Here is a 23,621-nt window from a genome sequence, read left to right on the forward strand (position 1 = left end):
ACGGAAGCACTCGCATCTAAACCAGCTTCGCGTCGTAAAGCCGCTCCATGAAACCGCGCGGCGCAACCGTCCTCGAAATTTCCGCCAGCGGAAAGCCGCTTCCGGCCAGCGGCAGGAAACCTTTTTCGAAGGCGTAATCGAGATAACGCATCATCAGCATCACATCGCATTCGTGGCAGTTGATTCCGGTTCCGGCGAGCGCCTGCCGGGCTTTGCTGGTGTCGTATCTGGCGCTGTCACGCACATAATCGGCATTGCCCAGCATCGACAGAAGATCGGTGAAGACCGAGCTGTAGGCTTTACCGTCCCGCAGCATCCGGCCCTGATTGAGCGCATCGAAATAATTGTCGCGTGACAATTCGCGCACCACATAGCCGCAATCGCGCACCTGTTCCACCAGCGTGTTCCAGTCGATCGGTTTCGGATTGACGAGATTGAAGGTGCGGCGGTTGTGAGCGCGCCAGTTCATGGCGAGATTCAGGCTCGCCCGTGCCACGTAATCGACCGGCGTGATATCGAAATCTTCATCCGATGCGAAAGTGAAGCCGGTTTCCACAATGGCGCGCACCGCTTCGTAATAGATACCCTTCACCTTGGTCTGCGTCAGCGGATAACGACCGGTGCGGCTGTCACCCCAGATGTTGCCCGGGCGTACGATGATGAAATCGAGACCCTTTTGCCCGGCGGCGTGCATCAGCTTTTCCGACTCGAACTTGGAGCGTTCGTAATCCATGTCGGGAAAACGCTGGCCGACGTCGAGCGCATCCTCATAGAGCGTAAACTCCTCGTAGAGCTTGTCGCCGATGACGCTGAAGCTCGATGTATGCATCAACGGGATCTTACCCTCGAGGCAAAACTCCACCATATTGGCCGAACCGCCGACATTGACCGGCGCGATCTTGCTATAGGATGCGATGAGATTGACATTGGCCGCGCAATGCAGCGCAATATCGATCCTTTCGGCAAGGTCACGCCATGCATGCCTTTGCAGGCCGAGATGCGATCTGGAAACATCGCCGAGAACAGGCACGATGCGGGCGGCGGCCTCCCCCTTGAGGCTGCGTTCCTCGTCATAGCAGAAGAGGATGCTCTCGATCTTGCCCATCGCCTCCGCCATGTCGGCGGCACGCACCAGGCAATAGATCGTGGCTTTCGTTGTGTTGAGCAGTTCCTGCAGCAGGCGTCCGCCCATGACGCCGGTGGCGCCGGTTAGCAGAATATTGTCCACGCCGTTATCGTAAGTCATCGCCGATCTCCGTTTAGAGCGTTCCGACCCGCATGCCGCCATCCATCGGGATCACTGCGGCATTGAGGTAATTGGTTTTGCAGGTGGCCAGAAACGTCACCACTTCCGCCACATCATCAGGCGTGCCCCAGCGTCCGACCGGGACGATCGAGCGCACCAGACGTTCATCGGCCACCGTGTCGTTGATGCCTTCCTGTTCGAAGGGTTTGGACATGTTGGTCTTGCAGATGCCCGGCGCAATCGCCGTGACGCTGATGTTGAACTGTCCGAGTTCCTGCGCCCAGGATTCCGAAGCCTTGATGAGACCGGCCTTGGAGGCGGCATAAGCCGCCCCACCCCCTGCCCCCCAGATGCCGGCAATCGAGGCGATGTTGATGACCCGCCCGTAACGCTGGCGCACCATCGAGCGCGTAAAGACACCCGTGCAGTTGAACGCACCCGCAAGGTTGACGTCGATGACCTTGCGGGACTGCGTCTGGCTGCGGTCGTTGACGCAATAGGTGCGATCGAGAATGCCGGCATTATTGACCAGTACGGTCACCGGCAAACCCATTTTCTGGGCAATGGCACCCGATGCCTGCTCGACGCTGCCATGATCGGTGACATCCATGGCGAAAATGCCAAGGTGCCCGGGTTTTCCGATCTCCTGTTCAAGGCGCTGCAGCGCGGTAACGTCGATATCAACAGCCGCTACCGCATAACCAACATCGAGCAACGCAAGGGTAATGGCGGCGCCGAAGCCGCCTGAAGCACCGGTCACGACCGCAATTTGCTGGCTCACGCGACTTCCTCGTCCTTGAAGGCGATTTCCATGACCTTGCGGGCATTGACGAGCGCATCGGAGATGCGTTCCTCGAAGAAATGCACGTCGTCCTGGTTCATCAAGAGGTTGGAATAGATGCGCGACAGCGGTGAGAACTGGATGCCGTGGCGCTTGCTCACCTCGCGGATGATGATGTCGCAGAATTTCACCTTGTGCGAATAGCCCTCGGAGCGATCCACCGGCTCTTCCTGCGAATGGTAGACCAGCGCCGTCGGCATGCCCTGAATGACGAGCGGCATTCCGGCAGCCTTCGCCGCCTTGGTGAAGACGCCCGAAATTTGTTCGGTGTAGCGACGCATCCGGTCATAGCAACCCGGATCCTTCTCGACGATATCGAAGGTCGCCTTGATGGCGGCGAGACCCAGCGGGTAACCGTTGAAAGTGCCGGCATGGATGACTTTGCCGCGCGTATAGAGATCCATGATGTCGCGCCGGCCGGCAATGGCGGAAATCGGCATCGATCCGCCGCCCAGCGCCTTGCCGAAGGTGGCGAGATGCGGCGTGACGCCGAGAATATCCTGCGCGCCGCCGAGACCCAGACGCACGCCGGTGATGATCTCGTCGAAGATCAGGACGATATTATGCTCTTCGCACAGTTCCTTGGTGCGCTCCAGATAACCTTCGACCGGGAAGATACCGCCGCCATTGATGCAGATCGGCTCCATCAGCACGGCGGCGATCTCGTTACCGTAGCGGCGGATGGTGGCTTCCAGCGCGTTGATGTCGTTCCACGGCAGCATGAAGCTCTGGCTTTCCAGCACGCCCTCGGCGCGGCCTAGCGTATCGAGCATGTCGCCCTGGTATTTTTCCGGTACGGGGAAATCGAGATTGTCCTTCTTGCGGAAGCCCATGACGTTGTCGGCATTGCCGTGATAATGGCCATGAAAGCGGATGAAGCGGTTCTTGCCGGTAAAGCCGCGCGCCAGCCGCAGCGCATTCTGCACCGCCTCGGTACCGCTCAGGCAAAACCGGACCATCTCGGCGCAGGGAATATGCTTGATCATCAGTTCCGCCACCTCGATCTCCAGATCGCAGGTATCGACGGAAGTGACCTTCTCCATGTAGCGGATCAGCGCCTCATTATAGGCCTCATTGTGGTGGCCGACGAAAAGTGCGCCGAATTTGCAGAAGAGATCCAGATGTTCATTGCCGTCGAGATCCCATACGCGGGAATTGCGGCCCTTGTTGAAGGGCACCACGAAGGCACGCTCGGCGTCGCCGAAATTATAGTGGGTGCCGCCCGGCATCAGTTCCCAGAGCCGTTTGTAAAAATCGCGCGAAATCTTCAGCGTCAGCTTGCTGTCCGTATCTGTGATCATGGCTGTGCGTTCTCCAGTTTGGCCGGCGATGCTGCCGGGGCGGTTCCGATTGACGGGGATGGATGCCGTGTTGGCGGCGTTGAAGGACGGGCCGGATTTTCCGTCCAGGGCCGGCAGCGGTAGAGTTCGTCTGGCACCGGTAGGCCAGCGTTTTTCAGCGCTTCGAGCCTTGCAAGATAGGCCGCGTTGCGCATCAGAAGATCGGCGATAACGACGACGGAGCGGTGCTCGACCGGCTCGTAAGGGCTGCCACGCAACCATTCATTGATCGCGCCCATGGCCGGGCCACACCAGATCTGGTAGTCGACCGCGCGGGATTTCTCTCCGGCAATCGCCCAGCGGGAGGATTGGCCGAGATACCACTGGAAGACCAGCGCCATGCGCTTTTTCGGATGCGTTTCCGCCGCCTCGATAAGTCGGGGGTTGCCGCGTGCCTGAAAGAACTGCCGGGTCTCTTCCCAGACCTGCGGCAAGGAGCGTTGGAAAAATCCGCTTTCCAGGCTGGCGATTTCCGCTGCCGGAATGTCTTCGAGGCCGTCATATTGCTTGTAGAGATTGTAAAGCTTCTGGGCGCGCATGGCATACATGGTGCCGCCCTTCAGCACCTGCACCTTGGAGCCGATCTCGAACATGTCGGCGGATGGCGCCATCGCCATGTCGTCCATCTTCGCCCGCCCCAGCAGGGTCTTCACCTGCGGCGACGTGCCGGCCTCGATGCAGGCCTGATTGATCGACCCCGTGCAGACATAGGCCGCGCCCATGGCGAAAGCCGCATAGACCGCCTGCGGATTGCCGATGCCGCCAGCTGCGCCGATGCGGATGCGGAATGCCTCTCCCCTGAGGTCGGCTATTTCATCTCTTAGCGCCGCAACGGAAGGAAACGCGCAATTCAGCACGCCATTATCGGTATGGCCACCGGAATTGGCCTCGACGGTGATGTCGTCGGCCATCGGCAGCTCGCCCGCCATCGCCGCCTGTTCGGCGGAAATCAGACCGTCCTCGACCAGCCTTGAAAGGATTTTTTCCGGGGCCGGATTGATGAAATGCTGCGCCACTTCGCGGCGCGAAACCTTGGCGATGATGCGATGGCGTGCTTCGACTGTCCCCTGCCCGTTACGAACAAGCCCGGCCGCACGCCAATAAACGATGGCCGGCGAAAGGTTCATATAGGCAGAAGCCTCTACCACCTTCACGCCATGGCGGATGCACAGACGCACCACATCCATTTCCCATTCGGCATCGCCGGGATTATGCAGCAGATTGACGCCGCAAGGCCCATGCGGCAGGACGGCGCTGATGCGCGCCAGCGCCGAGACGACACGCTCCCTGCCAAGGCCCCCTGCACCGAAGAAACCCAGAAGCCGCTCCTTGCCAAGTGCGATCACCATGTCTTCGGAGTGAATGCCATTGGCCATCGCCCCGGCATAATAGGCCATGCGCACGCCGTAATCGCGCAGGAAACCCGGATCGCCGAGTTGGCTGGGTGTCAGCACGGGTACAATTCCCCGGCATTTTTCCACGTCGGTACAGGAAGCTTCGAGCGACCGCTGGCCACCAAATTCGAGTACATAGAGGCGTTTATCGAGATCAGCGAGAAGCCCACCCATTGCCTCGATGGTAGTGGGGTCAATACCCGCCTGTTTTTTCCATGTCCGGAAAAGCGGTGTGGAATTGATGTGCGGATTTTCATTCATGCTGCGGCCACCCATGATGATTGGTCGGTGCGGCGACGGGCAAAACCGGCGCCGAGATTGTCGCAAATGCCGATGACATTGCCTTTGTGGATGATCTCGGCGACGAAGACGAAGGATGCGGTCTCCAGCGTCACACCGTCCTCGCCATAAGCGAGGTCGATCGACTTGCAGGTCAGGCGATACCTCAGCGTATCGCGCTGTGGTTTCACCTCCCCCCGGAACTTGGCGCTGTATTGATGGTCGGTCAGCGTATGTCCGCTCAGGTGAGGCACCGAATAAAGCCCGAGATAGGCCAGGTAGAATTTCAGAAGCTGTTCGCAACCTTCCACCAGCAATGTTCCCGGCACACAGGGGTCGTTCTTGAAATGCGCCTTGAAAGCCCAGTGATCAGGATCAATGTCGCGCTCGCCGACCACCACGCCGAGGCCGAACGCGCCGCCTTTGGGGTCGACATCCACCACCCGGTCGAGCATTCTGGCCATCGGTGTCCACAGCTTTGGCGCGGCAGTTTCAGTTCTGTAGTCAAGACCAAAGCAGCTTGCCGGATCGCCGTGGCCCAGTGCCTCGATATCGTCTTCGGTGAAACGATCCTTCGTGCAGTTCAGCAGCGGTGTGAAGGGTTGCCGCACAGCGCCGTCATTTTTCAGGAAGGGAGCCGGATCGACACCCTTTGAGCGTTCCAGATCGCGCGGCAGGAAAAAGCCGGAATTAGCCTCCAGCCGGAAAACGGGCCGCTCATCGGCAAGGCACCAATATTCGTAGGAAACCAGAATATTACGGCCGACCTTGAGGAAGGATTTGATATCCACCCGACCGCGCAGCAATTCGCCGGCGCGCGGCATTTCGCCATAAACGAAGGTGCGGCTGTCCACCGCCCGATAGCGCAATTCACCCCGGAACAATTGATCGCAGCCGATAAGCGTGAAGGCGACGATCATCGCATGTGACGATTCCAGCGCCACGAAAGCTGGAACCTTGTCCTCGCACATGAACCAGGCATCGGCGGGCAGATCGAGTTCCCATTCGATGCGGCAGGGCTCCAGCGCACCGGCCTTGGCCGTCGTGCCGGTAATGCGCGAGGCGAACATATAGGGCGGCGATGGCATGCGCGTGCGCACCGCATAGGTATCGGCCAGCGCATAATCCGGCCCGAGCACGCGGCTGACCGCACCATCCGTCAGCTCGATCAACTGCGCTTCATCGAACAATGCGGCACGCGCTGGACTAACCGTCTCACCGGACATCATATGGCTCAAGCGACGATAGAACGCCTGCTCGGTCTGCATGAAGCGCAGGTTCGTCTGCGCATTCCGGATCGCCTGCCGCTGCTGCCAGGTCAGCGGCAGGCGTGGGAAGCAGCCGGAGACCGGGCCATCGAGAGCTTCGGTCACCACTGCCGGGGACATCTGTGGCCGCATTGCAGGTGGAGATTTTCCAAACAGGGCAAAATTGGCGGGATCGAGAATGATCTCGGCCATGGTCCGCTCCCGCCCGGTGAAGACCCTTACGAGCAAAGGATCGGTCGCCGAAACACCCGCGGGAGCGCTGACCGCCTGAGGCCGCGCCACTGTCGGGCTTTCCAACAATATATGCGTATAGGCCCGATCGACCCCCATACCACTGATTGCCGCCAGTTGCGGCCCCGTCGAGCGCTGCGGTGACAGGCCGTAATGCAGGACCAGCGCGGTATGGATGAGGCTCAGCATGCCGGAAGCCGCGCCAAGATGGCCGTAGTGACGCTTTGAACTGTCCGCAGCAACGGTGGCGCCATAGACCCTGGCAAGCCCCTCCGCCTCGATGCGGGCTTCCACATCATCCGCCATGCTGTAGCGTTCGAGATAACTTATCTCTTGCGGCGCAACGCCTGTTTTTTGCAGGCAGGCCTCCGCCACATTGGCCACGGCATCCGCCGATGGCTGGAAGGTGGTGCCCGGCGTTGTGTCATGGCGGATTTCAAGGCCACGAAGGCGGGCATAGGCGCGTCCGGCCGGTCCGCCATCCGCTCTTTCGAGCATAAGCACGCCGCAGCCTTCCCCCACGGGCTGGCTGCGATTTGGGTTGGCATAGATCATGTTTTCCAGCCCGCCATCACAGGCGCTGCTGGCCAGAATGACCGCATCGACCATATTCTCGGAAAGCATGTAGCGCGCCAGTTGCAGCCCCTTGAAAGCCGAGCTTTCATGCGCGCACAGGGCAAAAGCCGGTCCATCCAGCCGCAGATGCGCAGCCACGCGGCTTGCGGCTATATTGCCCACCCCACCGGTAATGCCTTCGGCGAAGGGTTCGGGAAAAAGACTTTCTTTCACGATTCCTTGCAGACCGACGAGCTGCTCTGCCGAAAGTTTTATGCCCGACCTCTCGAGGCCGTCGCGCAATTGCCAGCCGATCTCGTTGCGCGCCTGATAACGCAGGCAGCTATGATCGACATCCCGTGCGACGATGACCGCGATGTTACGCCTCTGCCCGTCCAGCGCATAACCCGCATCCAGAAATGCCCGCTCGGCCACCGGCAGCAGAAAGGCGTGGGCCAGAAGGTGATTGCCGATGACTTTCGGCGGCAGCTTGAAGTGGCGGCAATCGAAATCGAAACTCTCGATATAGCCGCCGGCCGGCGCTTCTCCGATCCCACCCAGCGCCAGAATATCGGCACGCTTTTCGAGACCCAGCCAGCGCGTGCGTGGCAATGGCTGAAACCATTGACGTCCGGTCGTTATCGTCTCGCGAAACGCCTCGATATTATCGGTTCCCGGCAGGGCCATGGCTATGCCGACAATATCAATTCCGGCCGGAGTGGTGGTAGGTGGGGTTGTAATCGTCGGCACCATCGCGCCCGCAACATGCTCGCGCAGCACCATGTGGCCGTTCACGCCGCCGAAACCGAAGGCATTGATGCCGGCACGACGCGGTTTTTCACCCCTCGCCCAGGGTTTGTTTTCGCGAACGATATGATCGCGATTCACAAGCCCTTTGGGCGTCGTCACAAGGTTTTCTATTTGCAGCGTCGCCGGTATCAGGTCGTGCTGCATCGCCAGCAGCACCTTCAGCAGGCTTGCCATGCCCGATGCGGTGAGGCTGTGGCCGTTATTGGCCTTGTTGGCGCCAAGAAGCGGTATCGACGTTTCGCCAAAGAAGCGCTCGATGGTCGAAAGCTCCACCTGATCGCCCGCCGGTGTGCCCGTCGCATGGCATTCCAGATAATCGATATCAGGCGAAATGCTGGCATAGGCGCGTTGCAGCGCCAGCATCTGCCCATGCGGATCGGGTAGCAGCATGTGCTTGGCGCCGCCATCATTGGAAACGCCGATCGCCTCGATGACACCGTAAATCCGGTCGCCGTCGCGCAGCGCGTCTTCGTAACGTTTCAGCGCCACGATGCCGGCGCCTTCCCCGGCCTTCAATCCTTGCGAGGACTGGTCGAAGGGGACCGAGCGGCCATCGGTCGGAAAAGCCTTCAGAACGTTGAAACCATGGTCGAGATAGATATGGTCCGCATGGCAGACCGCGCCCGCCAGCATCATGTCGGCGCTGCCGTCGAGAAGATAGGAACTAGCCACGCGGATGGCGTAAAGCGCCGAGGAGCAGGCCGCGTCGATGGCATAGGTCGGCCCTGAAAGACCAAGTGCCAGCGCCGCGATCGTGGCATTGTGACTGCCGGTCATGAGATTGAGCCCGGACAGGCCGCTGGTATCCCAATAGGCGGGGAAGGAAAAGTCCGGCCGGTCCAGCAGTTCCCGCAGATAGGGCTCGAGAATCCGGTGATAAAAGCCCGACATCAGGCGTTTGCCGGAATGAGTCGGCATGCCGATATTGCCGGCGATCAGGCCGCAACGCTGTGGAGATGCGCCGCTGTCTTCAAGCGCCTGACGTGCCGCATGCATGGTCCAGTGAAACAGCGGGTCGAGTGTGGCAAGGTCCTCCGCCGGCAGGCGATAACCTTCGGCCTCGAAACGGAAGTCACGCACGTGGCCATTTCGGTTGTAGCAGATATGATCGGCCGTACCCGGCTCGGGATGATAATAAAGCGCTGGATCGACACCCAGTTCAGCAACGGAGAGCGGCGACGTACTGTCCCTGCCCTCGACCAGATTGCGCCAGTAACGATCCGGGGTATCCGCACCCGGAAAGACGCATCCAAGCCCCGTAATTGCTATCTGTCCCATCGCGATCATCCTTCAAATGGCGCGCAGAGGGAGAGCGTCTCCGGCCTGAACCGGAACACGGAAACGCTTCTCACTGCCTGTCGTTATGAGTTTATGGCAAGCCTTCGCTTTTCCGGACCTTGATCGGGGCGGCTATTCTGCCGCCTCGACCTTGTCTTCGCGCCCGACCAGCCGCTCTCGCAATTGCCGGGAAACGGTGAACTGGACATCCGAGAGCCGGAAATAAAGTTGTCCTGTCTCGTCATGCACGGCGATATCCACCAGAAGGCTCGCCTGCGTCAGGGATTTTATCGTCATGGAGAGGAAGAACGGCTGGCCGAAACCGAGCGCTGCAAACTGGTCGACGCGGCCGATGGCGGAAGGAAGCCCAGCATAATCGCTGCCGAGGATCAGCCACAACCACGGCGCCTGCATGAAGACATCGCCGAGATAGGCATTAAACGAGGTGGTGCGAAACTGCCCTTGCATTTCCTCTTTCACCGGCGTCAGCTCGCAAGCGAGTGTGAGGCCGTGATCGCCACCGTTCAGCACCTCCCGCAGCCCCCGGAAGCTCGGGCCATGGAACAGAAGCGGACCTTCCTGCGGCATGCCGTAAAGCGGGTAACCCAGCGGCTCGTCATCCTTACCCAGATCAAAGGCCCCGAGACGTGGGCGAAGGCTCAGCTCGTGGCTTAACACCACGGTGCCCATATAGCGGTTCTGACGCTCGGAGCCCGTCCGGCTATAGACCGAGATCGTCAGGGCATGCCTGTCACCGGCCATAGGGCCTGAAACGTCCGCCGCCGGTTCTATCTGCGCTTCCAGCAAGCAGGATTCTTCCGCCTCCAGCGTGACACCCTTCAGAACCTTGAAACCGAGCAGGGTTTCAAAACGGTAGCCAGGCAGCATATCTTCCGCCAGCTTGACCAGCCAGCTGGCCGCGGCCGTGGCAGGCAGGACGTAACGTCCGTCGACCACATGGTCGGCCAGGAAAGGCGCAGTAGTGAGATCGACCCTGCGCTCCACGACACGCGGTGCGACCTTCGTCTTGACCGTTTTTGCGACCCTGTAGCTGTCGCCGCCGACGAGAATTTGTGGACCATGACCGGAACCGAATTCTTCAGCGAAGAACCGTGTCCCCGTTTCCACCGGAATGATCGCCAGCCCGCGTTCACCATAGGCCTTCTTGAGCACGTCATTGACCATGCCGCTGTCCCAGGGACCCCAGCCTATGCTGCGTACGAAGGCATCCGGATAATGCGCCTTGAACATATGCGCGAACTTGTTCAGCACCTCGTTCGCCATCGCATAGTCGGTCTGTCCGGCATTGCCGAAGAAGCCTGATACGGATGAAAAGAGCATAAGCTGCCTGATGGTATCCGGCTGCATTGCCTGGATCAGATTTTGCAGACCCCGCACCTTGGTGTGGAAGACCGCGCGGAAATCCTCCGCCGTCTTTTTCTCGATCCGCTTGTCCGCAAGCAGGCCCGCACCGTGAATGATGCCGGTTATCTTGCCAAAGGTCTCCTCCACCGCAGTCATGGTGCGTTCGACATCCTTCGCGTCGGCGATATCGCAGGCGAAATAGGCCGCCTTGCCACCAAGCTCTTCGATCTTCGCCAGCGTCTGCCGAATTTGCACCACATGGCGTACACCATTCAGCATTTTTTCGACCTTCACCGGCGTAGGCTGTTCACCTTCGGCCTGCATCGCCGCAATCGCGGCTGCCTTCAGCGCCTCATCTCCCTCGATGCCTTCTGCCCAGTCGGGCAATGGCGCGTCGATATCGGTTCGTCCAAGGAGAGCGAAACGAACGGGATGGCGCTCCGCAAGAGCGATCACGCAATCCGCGGTAATGCCACGCGCGCCGCCACTGACGAGAAGCACGCTATCCGCATCGAGCACGGTTTCCGGCTGGTCGACCACCGGTTCGGCCTGGTTCGTCAGGGTCATGCGGGATCCATCAGGACCACGTCCCACCTCCGCCAGTGCGGTTTGCGGGTCTTCCAGCTCTTCGATCAGGATGCCGGCTGCTTCCTCGTCGGGCAGTGCCGGATCGATATCCACAAAGCGGCAGAAAACATCGTCCCACTCAACGGCAAGTGATTTCGACAATCCGCCGAAACTTGCACCGATGGCGTTGAACAATCCCCTGCCCGATGTTCCAAGAGCACCGTCGCATCGGCTGGCGATGAAGAAGGAACTGCGTGCTCCCGTCCCCGTCAGGCGTGGCTGAAGCACTCCAGCCAGCGTGAAGAGTATTTCCGCCGCCTCGTAACCCGTTTCCGTAAACACCTCGCCGATCGATGCCGCAGCCGTTGATGGCTGCAGATGGATGAAGCCGCCAATCGGGCCTTCCGCCTGTTCGATTTCAGCGATCATGGCCTCTATAGCCACCCTGCCGCGATCCTGAAGACCGTAATCCCGCACACCTTCCATCGTCGGCATGGACGATGACTGTTTTGCGGTTCTCTTGCCCTTTGCCGGTTTGGCCGGCGCGGACAACTGAAGGCGTGCGACCTTCTCGCCCAGGGTAACGAGGCGGGAAGCCACCGCCTCACTCAGTCCCTTGCCATCATCAACAAGCAGCCAGATCCGTCCGGCACCAAGGGTCAGCGATGTCCGGTCGGGCCGGGCAAGGGCCTGACGAACCACCCGCTGACGATAGACGGAAGGGGCGGCATTGAGCGGCTGAGCAGGAAACGCAGACGCATCCCGCTCAGCCGAAGCTTTTTTTGGCTGTGATATCTCCTCATCGCCGATGTCCGACAGTTTCGTTGATGTCACCACGCCGAGACGTTGCAGGGTCACAACTGAGGCGCCGGTTGAAGCCGGGGCGCTGGCGGGTGCAGTCGACGCGGAGGTTTTGGCGACGGCCGCGGCCATTGGAGTGGCCCCTTTGATATCGGCCAGCAACTCACCGATAGTGCGCAGGAAGAACTGCGTCATCTTGTGAATATTGCTCATGGTTTCGATATCGAAATTCTCGTCGTTGCGGTTCTTGTCCGCATCTTCAAGAAGCCGGGAGCCGTTCGACAGGCGATCGAACATGGCCCCGAAAATCTCCAGCCGCTTGATGGAGTCGATGCCGAGATCGGCCTCGAGATCCATCTGATCGCCGATCATGTCGACCGGATAACCCGTGCGCTCGCTGACGATGTCAGTCAGTTCGCGGATCAGCCGCTCCTCGGTGATCCCTTCAAGCACCGTAATTCTTGCCTGATCCTCGGCGCTGAGTGCCGGGGCCGAGATAACCGGTGCTGGGGCAGCAGCAACGGCTGAGCTGCCTTTCACGGCCACAAGCAACTCATCGACCGTACGCAGGAAGAATTGCGTCATCTTGCGGATATTGCTCATGGTTTCGATGTCGAAATTCTCGTCGTTGCGGTTCTTGTCCGCATCTTCAAGAAGCCGGGTGCCGTTCGACAGCCGGTCGAACATCGCCCCAAAAATCTCCAGCCGCTTGATGGAGTCGATGCCGAGATCGGCCTCAAGGTCCATCTGGTCGCCAATCATATCGACCGGATAACCCGTGCGCTCGCTGACGATATCCGTCAACTCGCGGATCAGCCGCTCTTCGGTGATACCTTCGAGAACGGCGATCCTCGCCTGGTCCTCGTCACTGAGAGCAGGAGCCGGTGCGGCGGGTGCCGGCGTTTGAGGCACGGTTATCTGCGGCGCAGCCATCACCGGCATCACCGGTTTCGGTGCAGCTATGGAGGCGATCGGTGCAGAAACCGCCCTATCGGCAGCCCTGGGGGCAGCCAATGGCGCCGGCGCGAAACTCTCCTGCCGCGTTACCGTAACCGGCTGCGCCGGTTTCGGCATGTCCAGCATATTGGGAATATAGGCGGGGGAATGCGGCAGGCTACGAACCACCTCGCCGCTGATCAGGGACATCTGGTTGTCGAAATAGCGCTCGTGATTGAGATGGTAGAGTTCCTGATTGCGCTCCAGCAATTGCAGGCTGCGCGCAAGGCTCGCGGTCATGCTTTCCATCTGCGGATGACCTTGGAATTTTTCCAGAAGGTTATGCTGCTTGCTGACCAGAGATCCCAGCATATTGATATATTCGCTCTGGTTGGTCTGAAACTGCTGGTGAAGCTGGCTGAGCAGATTCTGGCTTTCGATCTGCCTGTCCATCTGGTCCGGCTTCGACATATTTTCGGATTGGCTGGTCATCGCTATCTCGATCCTGTCAGTGTCATGGGAGGGCTGAATGGAGGAGGACAAAGGGGGAAAGGAAGGAAGAGTTTTCGCAATCGGCGCAACAGGTTGAGGCACAGCCTGAACGACCGGAGAAGTGGCCGGTTCAGGCGATCCTGCAGCACGCTCAGCGATGAACTTCTCCACCACGGCCGTATCATGCCGCAGCGCGTGTTCGCGCCGCGCCCGGTTTTTGTCGGTCAGATAAAAGCCGCCCTGCAGCCTGAAGCTAGTCGCCGGCTTCACCGATCGATCCTCCGGCGGGCGCGGGCGGGCATAGGGGTCGGCTTCGGCAAGAGCCACACCTTCCACCACCAGTTTTGCCAGTGCCCGGCGGAATTGCAGTGCTTCCTCGCCATTGGCGCTTGGGTTGAGCGAAACCACCGCATGCGGTTTGCCCTTCAGTATGTCACCGGTCAGTTTACCGAGAATGCCTTTCGGGCCGATCTCGACGAACAGATAACCGCCATCGGCGTGTAGTCGCTCGATCATGTCCCGGAACCGCACCGGCTGCACCAGTTGCTCGACAAGTGCATCACCATAAAGTGCGGGGTCGCTGCCGTAAGGCTCCGCCGTCGCGCTTGAATAAAGCGCGCAGTTTGGCTGCGAGAATTCAATTCCGGCAATTCCATCCCGGAACGGATCCGCCGCATGTCTGACGTAAGATGTATGAAAGGCCGTCGAAACCGGAAGCGTCTGGCAACGGCGGCCCCGTTCGGCAAGCCAGGCCTGGGCGCGGGCAATCGCCTCGGTTGCACCGCCGAATACCAGCTGCTCCGGCGCATTATCATTGGCGATTACGATATCCGGCACGGCCGCCAGCAGTTCCGCCGCATCCTCCCGGCGCATCTGTGCCGCCAGCATCGCACCGGGATCGTCAAGCCCGCTCGGAGTTTCGACAGCCCGGCCACGGGCAAGCGAGGCCCTGTGAAAATCCGCATCCGAAAGCACGCCTGCCGCCCACAGGGCTGTAAGCTCGCCATAGCTGTGTCCAGCAACAAAATCCGGAGTGAAACCAAGCCGTTTCAGCAATTGGAAATAACCCGCGCTTACCGCACCGATAGCCGGCTGCGCATTGGCGGTGCGGGTAAGTTCACGGGCCTGCCGCATGATCTCTTCGTCGGAAAAGGCTGGCGGCGGATAGATCACACCCGAAAGGGCTGGCAGGCCTGCCTCTACAGCCACGGCATCCGCGGCTTCCACGGCATGACGCAACTCCGGGTAATCGACCGCGACCCCGGACCCCATATTGACATATTGCGCGCCCTGCCCGGGGAAAAGTGCGACGATACGGCCTGCCACTGGGGCGGCCTCAGGCTTGTAGTAAATTCCGGCCGGATGATCGAAACCCTGATCGGGACTGGATTGCAACAGCGCCAGAGCTTCCGTCAGCAACGCGCGCGCCTGTTCGGGCGTCGCGGCCGCAAAACCGAGGCGAGCGGATGCCGCAGGTGGAGAAAGCCTGCCGCCATCGGCCAGATGTGCGTCGAAGAACGCCGCCCTGCCCTCGCCGGAAAGCTGCGAAAGCGCATCACGGCAGGTCGCCTCCAGCAGAGCCGGGTTTGCCGCATGAAACACGAAGACCTCAGCGGCGCGGTTCAGCCGGTATGTCTGTTCCCGCGTTTCCGGTTCGTATTCCTCGAGAATGACGTGAAAATTGGTGCCGCCGAAACCGAAGGCGCTCAGGGCGCCGCGCCGCAGCTCGCCGCCGGCCGGGCGCATCCATGGCCGTGCGAGGCTGTTGACGTAAAAGGGTTTTGCGAGAACATCGGTGGGGTCTTCCACATTGATGGTCGGCGGCAGGACCTTGTGATAGAGGCCAAGCGCCACTTTCATCATTGCCACCGCACCTGCCGCGCAGCGCGTATGCCCGATCTGCGATTTGATGCTGCCAATCGCAATGGCATGGCCCGCATCGATGCCCTGTTCCTCGGATAGTCTGATAAGGCTTTTGATCTCGGTCTCGTCACCGGATTCCGTGCCGGTGCCATGCGCTTCGATCAGCTGAATATCGGCAAGCGTCAGCCCGGCCTGGCTATAGGCGCGCTTCAAAGCCTTCACCTGCCCTTCGGAACGCGGCGCAAAGATGCTTTTGGCGCGACCGTCGCTGGAGGCGCCAAGCGCGCGGATCACTGCATAAATGCGGTCGCCATCACGCTCGGCATCCGCAAGCCGCTTCAGCACCAGATAACCGACGCCATCACCCAGCATCATGCCGTCCGACTGCTTGTCGAATGGCCGCGAACGGTTGCTTTTCGACAAAGCCGGCGTCTTGCTGAAGCACAGGAACGAGAAAATCGAGTTTTCGAGATTGACGCCGCCGGTCAGAACAGCGTCACAGCTGCCATCCGTCAGTTCACCAATGGCGGCCTTGATGGCGGCGAGACTGCTCGCGCAGGCGGCATCCACCATATAGGACGTGCCACCGAGATCGAAATAACTGGCGATACGGCCACAGGCAACGTTGCCGAGAAATCCTGGAAAACTATCCTCGTTCCATTCCAGCGACAGCCCCTGCAAGCGTTCAATCGTTTCTTCCGCCACTTCGGCTGACAGCCCGCTATTTACAAGAATCTGGCGCAGGAACGGAACCTGCTGCCGCACGGCGAGCGAGAACGCCGTATTGCCGTTGCCGGAGCCGCCCAGAATGACACCGATGCGGTCACGGTCGGTCTTTTCAGCGCCTGCGCCGAGCAGCCCTGCATCCGCCATCGCCTGTTTTGCAACATGCAGCGCGAAAAGCTGCGCCGTGCTGATTGATTGAAGCATCAGCGGCGGCAGCTTGAAACCGGCGGGATCGAAATCGATCGGCGGCACAAAGCCAGCCTTGCGGCCATAGACCTTGTCAGCGGCGCGCGGATCGGGATCGTAGAAGTCCTCCGGCCGCCAATATTCCACAGGATCGACCGTGCCTATGTCGCGGATCGCATCATGACCGTTCACGATATTGGACCAGAAATCATAGAGATCGGCCGCATCGGGAAAATGGCTGGCCATGCCGACAATGGCGATATCGAGAGGTGGCGGTGCGGAATTACGGTTTTGCAGCATCACAGGAATAGTCCTTCCCTGGGGACGAGAAGCAACGCTCCCGTCAGAGACAAGAAAAATTACGATGTAATTCAGAAATGGAGGCCGTATCGCATGCAAAAAATATTATTAATACTCCGAGTTCGGAATATTAATATGAGAGTTTTCTCAGCTCATTTCGCCTTTATGCGTCTGAGGCTGTATAAAACATACATTCATTCATTTGAAAAGCATTAATATACTTTGCGTTGAAATTTTCATAAATCCGACATCTTCAGTTGAATTAATGAAAACTGACTGTCAAAAGCCCCGCTTTAAATCTCGGATTTTCTCGTAAATATCCGCGAACCCGGAGCCGCCTGTCAGCGACTGCCGGAAGCAAAGGAACAGAAAACCGCGGACCGATTTTCCCTGGGCATTCCCTGCAGGCCTATCAACCAGCCGTTGCCGGCGTCGGATTTTGCCCGATCTCAGCCATTTCACCGGCAGATTGTCTTGCAGCCAGAAAGCGGCCGATAATCAGATGCATCATGTCGGCTTCTTCGAGTGGCCGGAAATCGGGATCAACCGCCAGGCGTGAGAAAACGCCGTCTATCAGCGCCGCGATCCATGTCGCAGCACGCTCGGCGTCGAGATTGGCGTCGATCTGGCCACGCTCCATTCCCTTGCGCAAAAGATCGGTGATCCCTGCCCGGATTTCCTGATCGGCTGCCCTGACAAGCGCGTGAATAGCCGGGTTGCGGATCGCCTCGGAGGCGATCTCCAGCACCAGCCGGGCATAGGTGGGGTCGGTGGCAAGTTCCAGCGATGCATCGACAAAGCCCAGAACCGCACCGAACTGATCGTCCGCCGCGCCAAGTTCGGCAAAATAGGCGGCGGTTTCCCGCCGCTCTTCGGCAACGATCGTTTCGATGATCGCTTCCTTGCTGGCGAAATAATGGAAAAGATTGCCGGAGCTCATGCCGACCGCCGCGCATATCTGCGCCGTGGTGGTCTGGTGAAACCCGTTTTGCGCAAAGCAGCTTATGGCAGCTTCAAGTATCTGCTGCCGTTTGGCTTCATGCTTTGCCGGATCGAGCTTGCGGGCCATCGTTGCTCCCATAAATTAACTGAGCGCTTAGTCCATTAATTATATCGAGGCGGACTGTCAACCCGCCACGACTGGACCTGTGCGCCGATTACACCTTAAACGGTCAATTCAAACTGCTCGCATTCACGCAGGAACGGCAATTTCGCCCTTGTATCGTCGAGCATCCGGCGCGAAAGCTGCTGTTGGTGCACGACAGCATTCACATTGGCGTGAAAACATATGTCTCCCAGGGGATCGATGACCATGCTGTCGCCTTCATAAGCAAGGTCGTTGCCGTCAATGCCGACGCGGTTCACCCCTATGACATAGGCCTGGTTCTCAATGGCGCGTGCCGGCAGCAGGCTTTTCCAATGCGCAGCCCGGCGGGCGGGCCAGCTCGCAATATAAAGCGCCGCGTCATATTGACCGCGATTGCGCGACCAGACCGGAAATCTGAGATCGAAGCAGATGAAGGGCGCAATGTTCCAGCCCTTCAGGTGCACCACCTGCTGCACCTGCCCCGGCGTATAGTGCTCATGCTCCCCGGCATAGGTGAAGAGATGCCGTTTGTCATAATGAATGAGCGTACCATCCGGGCGGGCCCAGAGCAGCCGATTGAAATAACGGCCGTCCTCTCTAATCGCCACACTCCCGACGATGTCGGCATCGTGCTGACGGGCAGTCTCCCGCAACCATTCCACCGCCGGCCCGTCCATGGGTTCCGCGACAGCCTGCGGATTCATGCTGAAGCCGGTTGTGAACATTTCCGGTAAAACGATCAGGTCCGTCGCACCGATCTCATCCAGATGACGGTCGAATTGCAGCAGGTTCTGCCCGGCATTTTCCCAGGCCAGATCCGCCTGCACCAGCGTTATGCGAAGATCCCTGTCACTCATGAATATCTCCTTGAAAACATGGTTTTAACGACAAATCAGCCAGGTGCGGACGAAACTGCCTGTCACTGAAAAACGAATATGGAAACGGCTGCCGGCCGGAAGCGACCGATGCAGCGGGCGTGTCAGCTCCAGCCGCAATTCGTCACGGTCGGGCCTCTCGAAAAGACGTGCGGCATGAAAATCGAAGTGACGTCCAACGATCGGATAAAGTGCTTTGAACAGCGTCTCCTTGGCGGAAAACACCAGAAAAGGCAGCACCCGACCGTCGCATTGTTCCCGGTCGGCAATCAGCTCTCGCTCCAGCGTGTCGAGGGCGCGTTTCAGGATGATCTCGGTAACCGCGCTAGGTTCTATTTTCTCGACGTCAACGCCAACCATCGCTTCACCGTCCAGCGTCGCCATGCTGACGCATATGCCGTGGGAATGGCTGATGGAACCGGATATGCCCGGCGGCCACACAGGCTCGCGCTTGTTGCCGATGCCGATCGGAACAGAAGGCCTGCCCAGAAGCTTCAGCGCCGCCTGCCCCAGAAAACGCCCTGCGAGAAACTCGGCCTGCCGTTTGGGAACAGCCTCGGCAAGCAGCGTTGGCATCACCACCTCCAGCCTGTCGAACAGCGCCGGCCGATAACAGGGCAGATGATATTGCGCTTCGAGCGCGACGACGTTTTTCGAGCCGGTATCGAGAAAAACCGGGCCGGACAGGAAACCGTCCGAACGGCAAACGGCGGCGGCAATATCGTCTCGCATGACGGGTGCGTTGGTGCCTGAAATCTGGTGGCCGGGCATCATCCTTGCCCCCGCAACGTTTCGGCCCCGCCGGTCATCAGCTGTTCCGCCCCTGCCCGGTCAGCGGCCGTGACGGAAGTGAGGCGCTGCAGCCTGCGGCCCAGCCAGCCGCGCAGGTCGTCCATATAGGTGAAAACGACAGGCACGAAAACGAGGCTCAACAGGGTGGAGGTGATGAGGCCACCAATGACGGCAATCGCCATCGGCGCGCGAAAACCGGCATCCGCCCCCACGCCCAGCGCCGCCGGCATCATGCCGGCAACCATGGCAAGCGTGGTCATGATGATCGGCCGGGCACGTTCAACCCCGGATTCAACCAGCGCTCGATGGCGGTCAAGGCCGTTGTTTCGCTTCTCGATGGCGAATTCCACCAGCAGGATGGAGTTCTTGGTAACGATGCCCATCAGCATCAACAGGCCAATGACGGCCGGCAGATCGAGGGCGCCGCCGTAAAGCATGAGGCCGACGATCGCTCCCCCCACCGAAAGCGGCAACGCCACAAGAATGGTGATCGGCTGGAGAAAGTCCTTGAAGAGGACGACCAGTACGGCGAGCACCATAAGCAGGCCGAACAACATGGCCGCGCTAAAACTCTGGAACATCTCGCCAATATATTCCGCATCGCCATATTGCACTTCCCGCACCCCGGCTGGAAGCGACGCCATGGCAGGTAAGGCGTGAATGCGCTCCAGCGCCACGCCCAGCGGAATGCCGGCAAGATCGGCACTGATTGTCACACGGCGCTGACGGTCAAAGCGGTTGAGTTGTCCCGGCCCTTCCGAAACTGAAAGATCGGCGATGGACATCAGCGGCACGCTGCCATTTGCTCCCGACACCCTGAGCATGCCGAGCGTATCGAGATTGCTCTGCGCATCCCTGTCGATCATCACGCGGATCGGCACCTGCCGGTCGCCAATGTTGAACTTGGCGGAGTTGGCGTCGGTATCGCCCGTGGTTGCAATGCGCATGACGGCGGCGATGGACTGCGTGGAAATGCCAAGCCGGGCCGCTTCATCGAAACGTGGCCTTATCTGCAATTCGGCGCGTGGCAGGGGTTCGATGGTCTGCACATTGGCAATGCCGGCAAGGCCGCGCATTCCTGTTTCGACGGCAAACGCCGCGGCCGCGAGCTTCTCCGGCGCATCGCCGACGAGAATGATGGAAATATCGCGCGCCGCATTTTCGTTCTGGAATGCAAAGCGAATATTCGGCGTGCGGGCTATGACGTTTGCGGCAGCCAGTTCGAACTGGCGCTGGGAAAGCGTCCGCTCGGACGAAGGCACCAGATTGACCAGCAGCGAAGCGCGAGCAACATCCGGCCCGTCATCAGTGCGGCCGACAGAGGCGAAGATGCTTTTGACCTCCGGCATTTGCCGGAGCGCCGCCGTTACCGACTGCACGGCATCATCCGTATCGCGCAACGTCGATTCCGGCGGCAGTTCGATCTGGATTCGCGACAGGCTGCGGTCGTCGCTCGGCAGGAAGCCCGATGGCAGGAGTGGAACGAGAAGGAAGGAACCCACCAGCACCAGAACGCCAATGCCACAGGTTTTCAACCGGTGGCGCAGCGCAAGCTCGAGAAGCGCAACATAAGCCCGGCCAAGGCGTGATTTCGGCGCTCCATGCTCCTCCACTTTCACCGCCTTCGGCGCCAGAAGATAGGCGGCCATCAGCGGGGTGACGAGACGCGCAACCAGCATGCTGGCAAGGACTGCGACCGAAACGGTAAGCCCGAACTGCTTGAAATATTGCCCGATCACCCCACCGATAAAGCTGACCGGCAGAAACACTGCAACAATGGTGGCGGTGATTGCCAGAACCGCAAAACCGATCTGGTCCGCCGCATCGATCGACGCCTGAAACGGCCGCTTGCCCATATGGAGGTGGCGGTCGATATTCTCCACCTCAACGATGGCGTCATCAACGAGAATGCCGATCACCAGCGTCAGCGCCAGAAGGGTGATGCTGTTGAGCGTGAAATCAAGCCACAGCATCACCGCAAACGTAGGCAGGATCGATAACGGCATGGCAACGGCGGCGATCAGCGTTGCACGCCAGTCGCGCAGGAAGAAAAACACCACCACGACCGTCAGCACCGCGCCCTCGATCAGGGTTTCCATGGCGACCTCGTAGCTCGCCCTCGTATAATCGACCGTCGAAAGCACCCGATCGATTTCGACGCCCGGATAAGTGTCGATCAGCCGTGCGATGGTGGCGTTCACGCCATTTTCGACGGCCGTATCGCTCGAACCCTTGGTCCGGAACACCGAAAAGCCGACCACCGGTTCACCATCAAGGCGCGACAACTCGCGCGGTTCGGCCGATCCGTCCGTTACCTTGCCAAGCGTGGCGAGTGTCGTCCATTGGCCGTTGGGAAGGCTGATCGGCCGTTCCGCAAGCTCGCCGGCGGTAATCGCGCCGCCGACGGCGCGGATCGACTGTTCCTTTTCATTGAGCCGGCTTCTGCCGCCGGGCACATTGGTGTTGAACGCCTGAACCTGATTGTTGATATCCTCGGCGGTAATGCCGAAGGCAATGAGCTGGTCGGGGTCAAGCTGCACCGTGATTTCGCGGCTGACGCCGCCAAGCCTTTGCACGCGCTGCACGCCCTTGGTTGTCAGGAGTTCCCGCGCAATCGTCTCGTCAACGAACCATGAGAGATCGACAGGCGACATCTGCGGTGCACGAACGGCGAAATAGAGGATCGCCCCACCCTCGACATCCAGGCTGGCAATGATCGGCTCCTCGATGTCGCGCGGCATTTCGGTACGGATTTGCAAGACTGCCTGGCGCACATCATTGGTGGCGCGGGCGGTGTCAATGCCGAGCTGGAACTCCACCGTCGTGGTCGACAGGCCGTCACCGATGGTCGACTGGATATGCCGGATGCCGGCAAGGCCTGAAATCGCGCCTTCGACACGCCGGGTCACCTGTGTTTCCAGTTCGGCCGGGGCAGCACCGGCCTGGGCGATGGACACCGTGACGATCGGAAAATCGACGCGGGGATTGGCGTTGACCGGCAGCTTCAAAAAGGACTGAATGCCGACGATCGTCAACAGCAGGAAGAGAACGAGAGTGGGGATCGGACGGCGGATGGCCCAGGACGAAATATTGGTCATCAACGCCCCTCCCCTTTCTGCGCCATCTCATCCACGCCGACGATCTGGTCGCCGTCACGCAGAAAAGCACTGGCGCTTTTAACGACGCGTTCGGCCGGCTCCAGCCCCTCAAGGATTTCGATGATGCCGTTCTGCGCCTGCCCCAGGCGAACGGTGCGTCGCGCCACCCTGTCATTGTGATCGACCACGACGAGCTGTGCGGTGCCTCCACGGCGCAGCCGCAGGGCCGCCTCGGGCACGGCGACACGGAACCGGCGCTCACCAAGATCGACCTTGCCACGGGCAAACGCGCCGGTGCGCAGATCTGCGAACGGAGAAACGGCGATCCGCACGATACCGAGGCGGCTCTGGGTGTTGACCGCCGGTTCGACGACACGGATGGTGCCCTGAATGGGCCGGCTGACACCATTGACAGTGATCGTCACCGACTGGCCGGCCTGCAGCGACGGCAGCACCCGTTCCGGCGCTTCGGCCAGAAACTCCAACTCTCCATCCTGCAACAGACGAAACAACGGTTCAGTGCTATCGGGCATCGCGCCGATGCGGGCGTAACGCTGGGTGATGACGCCGGGTTTGGGCGACAGGATTTCGGTACGCTCCAGTTCAAGACGGTTCTGGGTAAGCTGCGCCTGCGTGCCGGCAAGTTCCGCCCGCGCGCCTTCGATTTTCGCCGCCGCCATGGCCGCCGCAGCGCGCCGCTGGCCAAGCTGCTCCTTGCTGACGCTGGAGCCGGAAAGCCCTTCTGCGCGACGCAGATTTTCGCTTGCCTCGATCTCGGCGGCCTCGGCTTCCGCAAGCGCAGCACGCGAACGGGCAACATTGGCCTCCGTCTGCTGGACCTGTGCGGCGAGCGTCTTGCTCTCCAGCCGCGCCAGCAGCTGCCCGGCGGCGACGGTATCGCCGACATCAACAGAAACCTCGACAATGCGTTGACCGGTCACGGCCGTTCCGATCGAAATATCATTGCGGGCGGCCAGAAGACCGGCCACATCCTGGCTCGCGTTAAAGTCATAGGACGCTGCCGCAACAACGGACACATGCGGCAACACTTTGGCGGCCTGCGCATTCTGCGCCGCTGCCGGTGTTTCTTCGCCAGCCAGCATCAGCCACACAGTGACACCCAAAAAAGCGGCAGCTGCCGCCCCCCACCAGAACAGTCTGGTGGTGAAACCCCGCCTGCGTTTTTCGGAAGATGTGGGCTCGGCATATCCGGTGGAATTTTCAGCGATAGAGTTCGGTTCGGTCATGATGGAAGCGGTCCGGATGGGAAATTGAAGGAGATGGGAGGATT

At 60.0% G+C, this 23,621-nt stretch carries 11 protein-coding genes; all 11 read right to left on the reverse strand.

Annotated elements, in window-relative coordinates; translation table 11 throughout:
- Window positions 1-16: 16 nt before the first annotated feature.
- Window positions 17-1,246 carry an SDR family oxidoreductase gene (locus tag EXN68_RS04295; protein ID WP_142839747.1) on the reverse strand — a complete coding sequence of 410 codons (1,230 nt, stop codon included), beginning with the start codon at window positions 1,244-1,246 and terminating at the stop codon, window positions 17-19.
- 13 nt (window positions 1,247-1,259) lie between these two features.
- Window positions 1,260-2,027: an SDR family NAD(P)-dependent oxidoreductase gene (locus EXN68_RS04300; protein WP_142839748.1), complete on the reverse strand. Its 768-nt coding sequence runs from the start codon at window positions 2,025-2,027 to the stop codon at window positions 1,260-1,262.
- Window positions 2,024-3,388 carry an aspartate aminotransferase family protein gene (locus tag EXN68_RS27800; protein WP_205125313.1) on the reverse strand — a complete coding sequence of 455 codons (1,365 nt, stop codon included), beginning with the start codon at window positions 3,386-3,388 and terminating at the stop codon, window positions 2,024-2,026. Before EXN68_RS27800 ends, EXN68_RS04300 begins: the two co-directional genes overlap by 4 nt.
- Entirely contained in the window at window positions 3,385-5,082 is a 1,698-nt protein-coding gene (locus EXN68_RS27805; protein WP_205125314.1) for a PfaD family polyunsaturated fatty acid/polyketide biosynthesis protein, read from the reverse strand. Before EXN68_RS27805 ends, EXN68_RS27800 begins: the two co-directional genes overlap by 4 nt.
- Window positions 5,079-9,242, reverse strand: a complete 4,164-nt coding sequence (locus EXN68_RS04310) for a hotdog fold thioesterase (protein ID WP_142839749.1) — start codon at window positions 9,240-9,242, stop codon at window positions 5,079-5,081. Before EXN68_RS04310 ends, EXN68_RS27805 begins: the two co-directional genes overlap by 4 nt.
- A 132-nt stretch (window positions 9,243-9,374) precedes the next feature.
- Window positions 9,375-16,478 carry a type I polyketide synthase gene (locus tag EXN68_RS04315; RefSeq protein WP_142839750.1) on the reverse strand — a complete coding sequence of 2,368 codons (7,104 nt, stop codon included), beginning with the start codon at window positions 16,476-16,478 and terminating at the stop codon, window positions 9,375-9,377.
- A gap of 412 nt (window positions 16,479-16,890) precedes the next feature.
- On the reverse strand, window positions 16,891-17,547 hold the full coding sequence (locus tag EXN68_RS04320; protein WP_142839751.1) for a TetR/AcrR family transcriptional regulator: 657 nt from the start codon (window positions 17,545-17,547) through the stop codon (window positions 16,891-16,893).
- Window positions 17,548-17,642: 95 nt separating this feature from the next.
- Window positions 17,643-18,422 carry an amidohydrolase gene (locus EXN68_RS04325; RefSeq protein ID WP_142839752.1) on the reverse strand — a complete coding sequence of 260 codons (780 nt, stop codon included), beginning with the start codon at window positions 18,420-18,422 and terminating at the stop codon, window positions 17,643-17,645.
- Between the two features lie 24 nt (window positions 18,423-18,446).
- A complete protein-coding gene (locus EXN68_RS04330; protein ID WP_142839753.1) occupies window positions 18,447-19,214 on the reverse strand; it encodes a 4'-phosphopantetheinyl transferase family protein in 768 nt (255 codons plus the stop codon).
- A complete protein-coding gene (locus tag EXN68_RS04335) occupies window positions 19,211-22,330 on the reverse strand; it encodes an efflux RND transporter permease subunit (RefSeq protein ID WP_237681351.1) in 3,120 nt (1,039 codons plus the stop codon). Before EXN68_RS04335 ends, EXN68_RS04330 begins: the two co-directional genes overlap by 4 nt.
- Complete coding sequence (locus EXN68_RS04340; RefSeq protein WP_161991188.1) at window positions 22,330-23,577, reverse strand: efflux RND transporter periplasmic adaptor subunit; 1,248 nt, start codon at window positions 23,575-23,577, stop codon at window positions 22,330-22,332. Before EXN68_RS04340 ends, EXN68_RS04335 begins: the two co-directional genes overlap by 1 nt.
- Between the last annotated feature and the right edge of the window lie 44 nt (window positions 23,578-23,621).

It is taken from the genome of Martinezella rhizogenes (genome assembly GCF_007002745.1).
Lineage (GTDB): Bacteria > Pseudomonadota > Alphaproteobacteria > Rhizobiales > Rhizobiaceae > Agrobacterium > Agrobacterium cucumeris.